General features: G+C 73.5%; 7 protein-coding genes. 4 read left to right on the plus strand and 3 right to left on the minus strand.

The features are described from left to right. Positions 1-66: 66 nt before the first annotated feature. The 3 genes from prfB to ACIQMR_RS22995 form a co-directional block, all read right to left on the minus strand. On the minus strand, positions 67-1,173 hold the full coding sequence (gene prfB / locus ACIQMR_RS22985; RefSeq protein WP_401390211.1) for a peptide chain release factor 2: 1,107 nt from the start codon (positions 1,171-1,173) through the stop codon (positions 67-69). Positions 1,174-1,264: 91 nt separating this feature from the next. Beyond that, positions 1,265-2,503, minus strand: a complete 1,239-nt coding sequence (locus ACIQMR_RS22990; RefSeq protein ID WP_340369579.1) for a protein kinase domain-containing protein — start codon at positions 2,501-2,503, stop codon at positions 1,265-1,267. A 156-nt stretch (positions 2,504-2,659) separates the two neighbouring features. Beyond that, complete coding sequence (locus ACIQMR_RS22995; protein ID WP_401390215.1) at positions 2,660-4,354, minus strand: serine/threonine-protein kinase; 1,695 nt, start codon at positions 4,352-4,354, stop codon at positions 2,660-2,662. A 455-nt stretch (positions 4,355-4,809) separates the two neighbouring features. Between ACIQMR_RS22995 and ACIQMR_RS23000 the strand changes: the two genes are divergently transcribed. The 4 genes from ACIQMR_RS23000 to ACIQMR_RS23015 all read left to right on the plus strand — a co-directional run bounded on the left by ACIQMR_RS23000 (position 4,810) and on the right by ACIQMR_RS23015 (position 12,348). Next, positions 4,810-8,367, plus strand: coding sequence for an FtsK/SpoIIIE domain-containing protein (locus tag ACIQMR_RS23000; RefSeq protein ID WP_401390218.1), 3,558 nt, complete (start codon positions 4,810-4,812; stop codon positions 8,365-8,367). A 363-nt stretch (positions 8,368-8,730) separates the two neighbouring features. Next, positions 8,731-10,107, plus strand: a complete 1,377-nt coding sequence (locus ACIQMR_RS23005; RefSeq protein WP_401390221.1) for an ABC transporter substrate-binding protein — start codon at positions 8,731-8,733, stop codon at positions 10,105-10,107. 7 nt (positions 10,108-10,114) lie between these two features. After that, a complete protein-coding gene (locus ACIQMR_RS23010) occupies positions 10,115-11,470 on the plus strand; it encodes a carbohydrate ABC transporter permease (RefSeq protein WP_401390331.1) in 1,356 nt (451 codons plus the stop codon). Further along, positions 11,467-12,348, plus strand: coding sequence for a carbohydrate ABC transporter permease (locus tag ACIQMR_RS23015; RefSeq protein WP_401390224.1), 882 nt, complete (start codon positions 11,467-11,469; stop codon positions 12,346-12,348). Before ACIQMR_RS23010 ends, ACIQMR_RS23015 begins: the two co-directional genes overlap by 4 nt. The last annotated feature ends 37 nt before the right edge of the window (positions 12,349-12,385 follow it).

Consider the following 12,385-nt stretch of genomic DNA (forward strand, 5'->3'; position numbering starts at 1 on the left):
CGAGCACGCGAACGGCGCCGCAGCCCCCTGAGGGGCCCGGCGCCGTCATGTGCCGCGAAGTGCGGGTTACTTCTCCTGCTGCTTGCGCCAGCGGATGCCCGCCTCGAGGAAGCCGTCGATCTCGCCGTCCAGCACCGACTGCGGGTTGCCGACCTCGAACTCCGTACGGAGGTCCTTGACCATCTGGTACGGGTGGAGGACGTACGAACGCATCTGGTTGCCCCAGGAGCTGCCGCCGTCGCCCTTGAGGGCGTCCATCCTGGCCCGCTCCTCCTGGCGCTGACGCTCCAGGAGCTTCGCCTGGAGGACGTTCATCGCGCTCGCCTTGTTCTGGATCTGGGAGCGCTCGTTCTGGCAGGAGACCACGATGCCGGTCGGAACGTGGGTGATACGGACCGCGGAGTCCGTCGTGTTGACACCCTGGCCGCCCGGGCCCGACGCGCGGTAGACGTCCACGCGCAAGTCGGACTCGTCGATCTCGACGTGGTCCGACTGCTCGACGACGGGGAGGATCTCGACGCCCGCGAAGGACGTCTGGCGCCGGCCCTGGTTGTCGAAGGGGGAGATCCGCACCAGGCGGTGCGTGCCCTGCTCCACCGAGAGCGTGCCGTAGGCGTACGGCGCCTTGACGACGAAGGTGGTCGACTTGATGCCGGCCTCCTCCGCGTACGACGTCTCGTAGATCTCCGTGCCGTAGCCGTGCCGCTCGGCCCAGCGCAGGTACATGCGCTGGAGCTGCTCGGCGAAGTCGGCGGCGTCGACGCCACCGGCCTCGGCCCGGATGTTGACCAGCGCCTCGCGCTCGTCGTACTCGCCGGAGAGGAGGGTGCGGACCTCCATCTCGTCCAGCGCCTTCCGGACGGACTCCAGCTCGGCCTCGGCCTCGACGCGCGTGTCCGGGTCGTCCTCGGCCTCGGCGAGCTCGAAGAGCACTTCGAGGTCGTCGATCCGCCCGCGCAGCGCCTCGGCCTTGCGGACCTCGGCCTGCAGGTGCGAGAGCTTGCTGGTGATCTTCTGCGCCGCCTCGGGGTCGTCCCACAGGGACGGCGCGGCCGCCTGCTCCTCGAGCACGGCGATGTCTGCCCTCAGCTTGTCGAGGTCCAGGACGGCCTCGATCGACCCCATGGTCGAGGAGAGGGACTTCAGCTCTTCGGATACATCGACGACTGCCACGCGTCCAAGGGTAACGGCATCACGCGACAGCCCCTCGCGCCTGTGGACAACAGGGGGTACCGAGGGGTGCCCGGAAGGCTCCCGCGGGCTCCTAGGGCTGTGCGGGGGCCGACTGCTTGGAGTCCTGGGGCGGTACGGAGCCGTCGTCGCCGCTCGTCGCGAGCCAGCCGCCGACGCCCACCGCCGCGGCCAGCACCAGACCCGCGACACCGAACGTGATGCGGCGTCTGCGCACCGCGTCGGCCTTGTGGCGGGCGGAGCCGGGGCGGCGCTGACCGGGGGTGCGCGGGGCGCGGGCCGTACCCCGCGCACCGCCCGCGAGCTCGTCGGGGCCCGGGACGCGCATGGAGGTGTGGGTGTCCCGGTTGGAGTCCGTGGCGGAGCCGCGGACCAGCGGGACGGCGCCGCGGCGGCGCGGTTCCTCGGGCAGCGTGGCGTACTCGGGCTCCTCGTACGCCTCCGAGGTCTCCCCGGCGTCCGGCTCGTCCACGTCGAGCGGGGGCAGCCCCGCGAGCAGCGGCAGCAGGTCGTGCAGCCGGGCGGCGAGTTCGGAGGCGCGCAACCGGGACGCGGGCGCCTTGGCCAGGCACTGGACGATCAGCTGCCACAGCTCGTCCGGGATGCCGGGGAGCGGGACGACGGTCTCGGTGACATGGCGGCGCAGTACGGCGCCGGGGTGGCCGCCGCCGAACGGGGTGAAGCCGGCGAGCAACTCGTACAGCACCGTCGCGAGGGCGTAGATGTCGACGGCGGCGCGCGGCGGGAGGCCCTCGACGATCTCCGGGGCCAGGTAGTCCGGCGTGCCGATGATCTTGGTGGCCCGGGTGCGGCGGGGCGTGTCGATCAGCTTGGCGACGCCGAAGTCCGTCAGCAGGGCTGGGTGGGCTCCGCCGGGGCCGAGCGGGCCCTCCATGTCCAGGAGGATGTTCTCCGGCTTGACGTCGCGGTGGACGACGCCGGCGGCATGGGCCGCGGCGAGTCCCTCGGCGACGTCGGCGACGACCGCGACGGCGGCCTCGGGGGCGAGCCGGCGCTCGCGGTCGAGGCGGGTGCGCAGGTCCGTGCCGCGGACCAGGTCCATGACCAGGGCGAGGTCGTTGCCGTCCACGACGAGGTCACGGACGCCGACGACCCGGGGGTGGTCGAGTCCGAGGAGGGCCGTGCGCTCCTGGACGAAGCGTCCGACCAGTTCCTGGTCGGAGGCGAGGTCCTCGCGCAACAGCTTGATGGCGACGGGGCCTTCCGGCCCTTCTCCGAGCCACACAGTGCCCGCGCTGCCCCGGCCCAGGATCTGGTGGGCCGAGTACCGGCTGCCGATATTCCGTGCCAAGACTGCTCCCTCAGCGGCTGGCGTTGCGCATCAAACTACGCGGCTGTCGGGGTGCCTCGTGCCCCGGATGGCGCCAACCGTCACTTCTGCGGGGCTTTTTCCCCCGCAGAAGTCGACATAACGACAGAGTGATCGCCCGTGGTGGACGTTCGGCCTCTACTGACCCGTGCCGGTACCGGCACCCGCGCCGGTTCCGGTACCCGGGTCGGGGGTGCTGCCGCCGAGCTCCGAGATCCAGTTGCTCACGCTCGACACCGCGTCGCCGATGGCCTGCCAGTAGCTCTTGCCCTGGGCGATCCAGTCCTGGAGCGGGGTCAGCTCCCAGACCAGCCAGCCCGCGACGAACAGCAGGACCAGCGTGAAGAGACAGCCCTTGAGGCAGCCGAGACCCGGAATCCGCATCCGGTTGGCGCTCCGCTGCCGCGGCTCGCGCGGCGGACGCGGCGCAGGCTGCTGGGGCGGCGGCTGCGGCGGGGCGTACTGCTGACGCTGGGGCTGCGGCGCGTACTGCTGCTGCGGCGGCGGTGCGTACGGCTGCGGCTGCCGGCGGCCCTGCGGCTGCTGACGCTGCTGCGGGTGGGGCTGCTGCTGGTACGGCGGCTGCGGCGCCGGCCGCCGCTGCGGACGGCGGCGCAGCGGGTCCTCGCCCGGGTCGAGGTACTGGACCTGCGTCTGCTCGTTGCGGTCGCGGGCCGCCTGCAGCTGGGACTGCCACGGGTGCGGACCGTCGGGCTGCGGCTGACCGTCAGGACGCGGCGGTACGGGCGGCATGACCGCGGTCGGGTCGGCGGCGCCGGGGCCGCCGGACTGCTGCATCACGCTGGTCGCCGCGTTCGGGTCGTACCCGCCGATGCCCGCGCCCGCACCGTAGGAGGTGGCGCCGCTCGGCAGCACCTGGGTCGGGTCGGCCGCGCCGGGCATGCCGGGAACGGTGGCGGGCGACGGATCGGGCGCGAGGAGCGCGCCGACGCCCTCCGCCGCCTCGATCTGCGCGGGCGTGGAGTGGACCCCGATGCCGGCGGCGACGACACGCAGGCCGCGGGCGAGGTTCTCGGCGCTCGGCCGGTCGTTCGGCTCCTTGCGCAGACAGCGCTCGATGACCGTCCACAGCGGGCCGGGGACGGTGGAGGGGCGGCGGGGCTCCTCGCTGAGGTGCCGGTGGAGCACTTCGAGTGCCGTACCGCCGGCGAACGGCGGACGGCCGGTGACCAGCTCGTACAGCATGATCCCGGCGCCGTAGACATCGACGGCCGAGGTCTGCGGGCGGCCCTCGGCGGACTCGGGCGCGACATACGCGGGGGTGCCGACGAACTCGTGCGTGCGGGTCAGGCCCGGGGAGTCGGCGAGGCGCGCGATGCCGAAGTCGGTGAGCATCGGGTGCATCTCGCCGTCGCGCTCGGCCAGCAGCACGTTGGCGGGCTTGAGGTCGCGGTGGACCACGCCGTCGGCGTGGCTGGCGGCGAGCGCGTCCGCGATCTGGGCGGTGAGCAGGGAGGCCGCGACCGGGCTGAAGGGGCCGTTGTCCCGGATGTAGCGGTGCAGGTCGGGGCCGTCGACGAGATCCATGACCAGGGCGAGGACGTCGCCCTCGACGACCAGGTCGCGGGTGCGCACGATGTTCGGGTGGGTGAGGCGGAGCAGGACGGACCGCTCGCGCAGGAAGCGCATCACGATGTCCGCGTCGTTCGCGAGCTCCTCCTTGAGGACCTTGATCGCGACGGTCTCGCCGGGCTGGCCGGGCACGGCTGCCTCGGCGCCCGCGGTCTCACGCTGGCGGGCTCGCCAGACGGTGCCCGTGGCGCCGCGCCCGAGCGGCTCCTCGAGCAGGTATTTGCTGCCTACCGGCCGCACGTCATGCGCTCCCTGCTGATCGTGTCGGATCGTCGTTCGGTCGTCGTTCCGTCGTCGTTCCGGTGATGGTCGTCGTGGTCGTCCCGGTGGTCCCGTCTCCGGTCCATGGTTGGTCCCGCGCGGGTGTCCGACCCACTGTAGTGCCGCCGATCGGGTCACCGGACTGACCTCCGGATTGGCCGGTAAGACGTTCCCGGCGGGCCGATGGTTGCCGAACTGCCGTGCGGTGGGCGGCGGTGACGATCCCAACCAGGAACTTTTACGTCCAGAGCCGACCATTCAAGATCACTTCTTGCCGGGTCCCGGGCGCGTTGTCGGCGGCGGATGCGAGGATGCCTCCAGCACGGAGTTGTGGGGTCGGGAGAGCCCTGCGGCCGTGCCGACCTGCCGGGTGGGGGGAATCACAGGGCGGCTCCCCTGCCGGGCACCCCGCGCAGAAGGGACCGCTGACGGCGATGCAGATCCGGCTGACCGTCCTCGCGCCGCGCAGCGGCCAGTCCACGCAGGGCGCCGAGCGCGCCTGCGACGTGCTCGTCACCGCCCCCGCGGGCACGGCGCTGGCGGCGGTCGCCTCCGGACTGGCCGCGGCCGTGTCGGGCCCCGACGCGCCACCGTCCGGGACCGTCGTGCTCTACGCGGGCCGGGAGCGGCTCGACGCCCAGCGGTGCGCGCTGGGCGAGCCGCCGCTCGTGGACGGCGCCGTGCTGTCGCTCCAGGCGCCCGGCGAGGACGAGACGGCCGACGCCGAGGGCGCCGCGCGTACGCAGCTCCAGGTCGTCGCGGGTCCGGACGCGGGCGGGGTCCATCTGCTGCACGACGGCCGCATCAGGATCGGGCGCGCGGCGGAGGCGGATGTTCCGCTCGATGATCCGGATGTCTCGCGACTGCACTGCGAGGTGACGGTCGCGGAGGACGGCGCGGTCACGGTGGCGGACCTCGGCTCGACGAACGGCACGACGCTGGACGGCGCCGACGTCGGCCCGCGGCCGGTCCGGCTGGCCCCTGGCGCGCTGCTCCGTATCGGTGAGTCGACGCTCCGGCTGGCCGCCTCGCCTCCGGCCCTCGCCGACCGCCCGGCGACGACCCCGGACGGCGAGGGCCATCTGCGGGTGCGCCGGCCCTCCCCCGAGCCCGACGAGGACCAGGTCCGCCAGGCGGACCGGATCCCGTCCTGGGCCCGCGAGCGCGAGGCGGCCGAGCGCGGTGCGACGGCGCCCGGCGCCGCTCCCGCCCGCCCCGGCGACGACACCCCGGCCCACGGCCGTGCGGACGCGTACGGCCATGAGGCCCGCGGCGGGCACGGCGGCGTGGCCGCGCCCGCCCACCCGGCCGCGTCCGACGGCGGTCCGGGTTCCGGCGGCGTCCGGCAGGCCCGTGGCACCACCACCCACGGAAGCGGTACGGGCCACGGTGTCGGGCACCCGGGCGGTGCCGCGCCCGGCGACCGGAGCGCCCCCGGCACCCCCGGCCGCACCTCAGGCGCCCCCGCACCCCGGCCCGGCGGCACGCCCGGCGGCAGCGACGAGACCCGGAGCAGCACCCGCCCGGCGGCCCCCGGCGGCCAGAGCACCCCCGGCGCTCCCGGCGGGTCCCCAAGCGCCCCCGCAACCCGGCCCGGCGGCACATCACACGACAGCGACGAGACCCGGAGCAGCACCCGCCCGGCCGCCCCCGGCGGACAGAGCGCCCCCGGCGGCGAGGCCGGTGGACGGAGCGGGAGCGACCAGGGCGGTGCCGGTATGCGGCGCAGGCGCGGGATAGGGGCATGGGCCCGGCGGCTCGCCGGCGGGCGGGACGAGACCGGCGGGACCGAGGCGGCCGGCGGACGGCCGACGGCCGCCTCCACGACGCCCGCCGTGGAGACCTGGCCCGATCCCGCCACCGTTCTGCTCACCGCGCTCGGCCCGGGGCCCCGGCTGTGGGAGCGGGAGCCCGGACATCCCGAGGCCCTCGTCGTCCGGCTCGGCACGGTGGACCGGGCGGAGACCTCCGCCGTCCCCGTCACGGTGGGACTGCGCGAGGCCGGGTCGCTCGGGCTCGCGGGACCGCGACCGCGGCTCATCGGGCTCGCCCGGTCCGTCGTCGCGCAGCTCGCCGCGCTGCACTCGCCCGCGGATCTGGAGATCGTGCTGATCAGCACGGACCGGGCCAGACCGCTGGAGGAGCGCAAGCACGCCTGGGGATGGCTCGGCTGGCTGCCGCATCTGCGGCCCGCGCACGGCCAGGACTGCCGGCTCCTCCTCGCCTACGACCGGGACCAGGCGGCCGCCAGGGCCGCCGAGCTGACCCGGCGGCTGGACGACGGTCCGCTCGGGCCGGGCTGGCCGAGCGCCGAGCGCCGCGCGGTCGAGCAGGCGGCGGCCCGGTACGCGGGGCCGCGGACGCTCGTCGTCCTCGACGGCGATCCGGGTTCCGCCACGCTGCGCGAGACCACGGCGCGGCTCGCCGGGGCCGGCGCTGCCGCCGGAGTCCATGTCGTCTGTCTGGCCGAGACCCCGCCCGCCTCCCCGCTCTCCCCGGTGGCGGCGACGTACGAGGAGGCCTGCGCGGCGTCGCTGGCCTTCCGGGAGTGCGGCGCGGTCGGGCTGCTCAGCGGTGATGTGGCCACGGCGCTGCGGCTGCTGCGTACGGCGGCGGGACAGCCGGCCGGCCATGGCACGGTCGCCGCGGTGGACGCGGTGTCCGCGGCCTGGGCCGAGCGGTTCGGCCGGGCGCTCGCACCGCTGCGCTCGGACGCGGACGCGCACGCGTCGTACGGCCGGGTGGTGACGGCTCCGCTGCCGCAGTCGGCGCGGCTGCTGGACGAGCTGGGTCTGGCCCGGGCCACCCCTGCCTCGCTGATGGCCCGTTGGGCGTCCGCCGCGGACGGCACGGGCGTGCTGGGCGCGGGACCGGGCGGCCCGGTCGCCGTCGACCTCGCCTCGGACGGCCCGCATCTGCTGATCGAGGGACCTGCGGGCAGCGGTCGTACGGAGCTGCTCCGCGCGCTCGCCGCGTCGCTTGCCGCGGGAGGCCGGCCCGACCGGCTCGGGCTGCTGCTGGTCGACGGCGCGGGCGGAGAGCGCGGAGAGGGCCTCGCGGCGCTGACCGAACTCCCGCATGTCACGGAGCATCTGGTCGCCTCGGACCCGGTACGGATGCGGGAGTTCGCCCAGGCGCTCGGCGCGGAGCTGAAGCGGCGGGCCGAGCTGCTCGGCCGGGAGGGCTTCACGGACCGGCACACACGGCGCGAGGTCTCCGAGCGGCTCGTCGGGCAGCGCCCGCCGAGCCCCGCCGAATCCCGCCCGGACTCGCTCCCCTCGCCCCGCCAGGAGTCGCTTCCCGCGCCCCGCCAGGAGTCACGCGGCGAACCACGCGGGGATTCCCGGGGCGACTCACGCGGCGACTCCCGGGGCGACTCCCGCGGCGATCTGGACCCGCCGACCGGCGGCACGCTCAGGCTCCGCCCCGCCGCCGCGCGTGCCCAGGCCGAGGCACACGTGCCATTGCCACGGCTCGTCGTCCTCGTCGACGACTACGACGCGCTGGTCGCACCGGCGCTCGGCAGCCCGGGACGGCCCGCGGCCGGTTCCGTCGTACGGGCTCTGGAGGCGGTGGCCAGGGACGGCGAGCGGCTCGGTGTCCATCTGGTCGCCACGTCCGCCCGGCCCGACCGCACGGCGGACACGGAACTGGCGCACAGCGCACGGCTGAGGGTCGTGCTGGACGCGCCGCCCGTCTCCCCCGGCCCGGACGACCCGGCCCCGGGGCGCGGCAGGCTCGGGCATCCGGACGGCCGGGTGACGCCGTTCCAGGGCGGCCGGGTGACGGGCCGTATCCCGCGTACGGCGACACTGCGGCCCACGGTGGTGGAGCTGGCCTGGGAGCGGATGGGCGATCCGCCGGCCCGCCGGCCCGTGCGCGAGCTGGGCAACGGTCCGACGGATCTTGCCCTGCTGGCCAGCGCCCTGGACCGCGCCGCCCGCTCGGTCGACGCCGCCCCGCTCCCGCCGCTGAAACCGGCCCACTCCTGACACCGGCCCACTCCTGACACCGGCCCACTCCTGACCGGCCGGGACCGGGGCGGGCCCCTGACCGGACGGGGCAAGCCCCCGACCGGAGCGTCCCGACGCGCAGCGCGGGCCCCTGTCCGGGCCCCCGGCTCAGCGGGCCCCTGTCCGGGCCCGGCTCAGCGGCGGCGCAGGGCCCCTGACGGCCCCGAGCCCACCCACGTACCTGACGCAACGTCACGGCCCCATCACGATCACCCAGTTGACAGCGAAGGCGGTATTGCCTCTCCCCTCCCCCGGGCGTAGACCTGATCGCACGGGACGGGAGCGGCGTTGCCTTTACGTCACGGCTTCGCCCTCCGCACGCGCGGAAGAGACGGGGCAGTGATGCGCACAACACGCAAAGCTCGTACGGCTCGCGGCACCACCGTCGTGGCGCTCGCCGCGCTGGGCGCGCTCGCCCTCGCGGGCTGCGGCGACGGCGGCAAGGGCGGCGACGGAGGCGCGGCGGACGCGACGAAGGGCACGGATTCCGCACAGACGGTCCGGCTGCCGAGGCTGGACGGCCAGAAGATCGAGGTCGCCGCGGTCTGGACGGGCCCCGAGCAGGAGAACTTCACCAAGGTTCTCAAGGAGTTCGAGAAGCGCACCGGAGCGACGGTCACGTTCGTTCCCGCGCAGGACCCGATCGTGAACTTCCTCGGAACGAAGATCGCCGGCGGCAGCCCGCCCGATGTCGCGATGCTGCCCCAGGTCGGCGCCGTCGAGCAGGCCGTGGCGCAGAAGTGGGCCAAGCCCCTGGGCCCGGAGGCCAAGGCCGAGCTCGCCAAGAACTACGGCAAGGGCTGGCAGGATCTCGGCTCCGTCGACGGCACTCCGTACGGCGTGTACTTCAAGGCCGCCAACAAGTCCCTCGTCTGGTACAACACGGCGGTCTTCGAGAACGCCGGTGCCGCCGAGCCCAAGACCTGGAAGGACTTCCTGACGACGGCGGAGACCATCTCCGCGTCCGGCGTCACTCCGGTCTCGGTCGGCGGCGCGGACGGCTGGACGCTCACCGACTGGTTCGAGAACGTGTATCTCTCGCAGGCCGGGCCGGAGAAGTACGACCAGCTCGCCAAGCACGAGATCAAGTGGACGGACCCGTCCGTCACGAAGGCCCTGACCACCCTCGCCGAGCTGTTCGGCAAGCCCGGTCTGATCGCGGGCGGCGCCGACGGGGCCCTGCAGACGGAGTTCCCCAAGTCCGTCACCCAGACCTTCACCGGCGGCGACCAGCCCAAGGGCGCGATGGTGTTCGAGGGCGACTTCGTCTCCGTCAACATCGCCCAGACCGAGGCGAAGATCGGCACAGACGCGAAGGTGTTCCCGTTCCCGGCGGTCGGCGCCGAACCACCGGTGGTGACCGGTGGCGACGCGGCGGTGGCCCTGAAGGACTCCAAGGGCGCACAGGCGCTGCTGACCTTCCTCGCCTCGCCGGACGCGGCGAGGATCTGGGCCGAGTCCGGCGGCTTCATCTCCCCGAACAAGTCCCTGGATGTCGCCGCGTATCCGAACGACGTCCAGCGCGACATCGCCAAGGCGCTCATCGCCGCGGGCGACGACTTCCGCTTCGACATGTCGGACCAGATGCCGCAGTCGTTCGGCGGCACCCCCGGCAAGGGCGAGTGGAAGGCGCTCCAGGACTTCCTGAAGAACCCGAAGGACGTCGCCGGTACGCAAGCGCGGCTGGAGGCCGACGCGGCCAAGGCGTACAAGAACTGACGTGGCGATGACGTCTCCCGAGGCGTCCACCGGAGCGGCGGGGGCCACACCGCCCGCCACCGGGGGCGTACGCAAGAGCGTGACCGGCACGAAGGGCCTGGTGGCGGCCGGTTTCCTGCTGCCCGCACTGGTGCTGCTCGGCGCGCTCGTGGTCTACCCGATCGGGTACTCGCTGTACCGGTCCTTCTTCGACCGGTCCGGCAGCGGCTTCGCCGGATTCGACAACTACGTGGAGATCTTCACCGACGACACCATCTTCACCGCGGTCAAGAACAACGCGATCTGGGTGGTCGTGGCACCGGCCGTCGCGACGGCGCTCGGGCTGATGTTCGCGGTGCTGACGGAACGGGTGCGCTGGGGCACGGCGTTCAAGCTGATCGTCTTCATGCCGATGGCGATCTCGATGCTCGCCGCGGGCATCATCTTCCGGCTGGTCTACGAGCAGGACCCGGAGCGTGGTGTCGCCAACGCGGTCTGGGTGGGGGTGCACGACACGTTCTCCGAGTCGGCGGGTTTCCCCAAGGCGCGGCCCCTGCCCGCGCATCCGCTGAAACCGGCCGGCGGCGGGGCGTTCGTCACCGAGCAGCCGGTCACGGCGGGCAGCCCGGTCGAGCTGCCGCTCGTCGGCGTACCGGCCGACACGATGCCGTCCGACGCCCGCCCGGCGAAGGCCGCACAACCGGACGACGGCCGGATCACCGGCACCGCCTGGCTCGACTTCACCCGGGGCGGTGGCGGGACGGTGAACGCCGTCGACGCCAAGGAGCTGGGGCTCAAGGGCCTCAAGGTCGAGGCGGTCAAGGACGGCAAGGTGGTCGCCACGGCCACCGCGGCCGCCGACGGGACCTTCTCCCTCCCGAAGGAGGCTGACGGCGCCGTGCTGCGGCTCCCCGAGAGCAACTTCCGGGAGCCGTACAACGGTGTCGACTGGCTGGGTCCCTCGCTTGTGACCCCGGCCATCATCGGCAGTTACGTGTGGATGTGGGCGGGCTTCGCGATGGTGCTGATCGCCGCGGGCCTGGCGGCCGTGCCGCGTGAACTCCTCGAAGCGGCACGGGTGGACGGTGCCAACGAGTGGCAGGTCTTCCGGAAGGTGACCGTTCCGCTGCTCGCGCCGGTCCTCGCGGTCGTCCTCGTCACGCTGATGATCAACGTACTGAAGATCTTCGACCTGGTGTTCATCATCGCGCCCGGATCGGCGCAGGACGACGCGAACGTCCTCGCGCTCCAGCTGTACCGCTCGTCGTTCGGCACCGACGCGGACCTGGGTGTGGGCAGTGCCATCGCCGTCCTTCTCCTGCTCCTGGTGATCCCGGTGATGGCCTTCAACATCCGCCGGATGCGAAGGGAGACCCGCCGATGACGACGTCCGACGGCGTGGTGAAGGCGAAGCCGTCGCTCGCGGCCCGGATCGCCGCCCGCACCGGAGGCGGGGCGATGCGGGTCCTCCTCGTACTGGTCGGGCTGTTCTGGCTGATGCCGACGATCGGGCTGCTGCTGTCCTCGCTGCGCTCGCCCACCGACATCAACGCGAGCGGCTGGTGGAGGGTGTTCACCGCACCCGCGCAGCTCACCACCGCGAACTACTCCCGGCTGCTGGAGAACGACACGATCACCGGCTCACTGCTGTCCACGGTCGCGATCACCGTGCCGGCCACGGTCCTGGTCGTCGTGATCGGTTCGCTCGCCGGATACGCCTTCGCCTGGATGGAGTTCCCCGGCCGCGACTGGTGGTTCCTGGTCGTGGTCGGGCTGCTCGTCGTACCCGTACAGGTCGCGCTCGTCCCGGTGTCGAAGCTGTTCGGGAGCATCGGGCTGTTCGAGACGACGGCCGGTGTGGTGGTCTTCCATGTCGCCTTCGGCCTGCCCTTCGCGATCTTCCTCCTCCGGAACTTCTTCGCGGAGATCCCCAGGGAGCTGCTGGAGGCGGCACGGCTGGACGGCGCGGGCGAGATCCGGCTGTTCACGCGGGTCGTGCTGCCGCTCGGCGGGCCGGCGATCGCCTCGCTCGGCATCTTCCAGTTCCTCTGGGTCTGGAACGACATGCTGGTCGCGCTGATCTTCGCGGACTCGGAGTCGCCGCCGATCACGGTCGCGCTCCAGCAGCAGGTACGGCAGTTCGGGAACAACATCGACGTCCTGGCGCCCGGCGCGTTCGTGTCGATGGTGATCCCGCTCGCCGTGTTCTTCGCGTTCCAGCGACAGTTCGTGTCCGGGGTGATGGCGGGCGCCGTGAAGTAGCACGGAACGCCTCATTCCGGCAGCGCGAGGCCCGTCC

Origin of the sequence: Streptomyces sp. NPDC091376, assembly GCF_044757085.1 — a bacterium.
GTDB classification, from domain to species: domain Bacteria; phylum Actinomycetota; class Actinomycetes; order Streptomycetales; family Streptomycetaceae; genus Streptomyces; species Streptomyces pratisoli.

Excerpts from the sequence above, each read along its gene's own strand:
- ACIQMR_RS23000 (WP_401390218.1), top strand. The coding sequence starts at position 4,810 with ATGCAGATCCGGCTGACCGTCCTCGCGCCGCGCAGCGGCCAGTCCACG.
- ACIQMR_RS23005 (WP_401390221.1), top strand. The coding sequence starts at position 8,731 with ATGCGCACAACACGCAAAGCTCGTACGGCTCGCGGCACCACCGTCGTG.
- ACIQMR_RS23010 (WP_401390331.1), top strand. The coding sequence starts at position 10,115 with ATGACGTCTCCCGAGGCGTCCACCGGAGCGGCGGGGGCCACACCGCCC.
- ACIQMR_RS23015 (WP_401390224.1), top strand. The coding sequence starts at position 11,467 with ATGACGACGTCCGACGGCGTGGTGAAGGCGAAGCCGTCGCTCGCGGCC.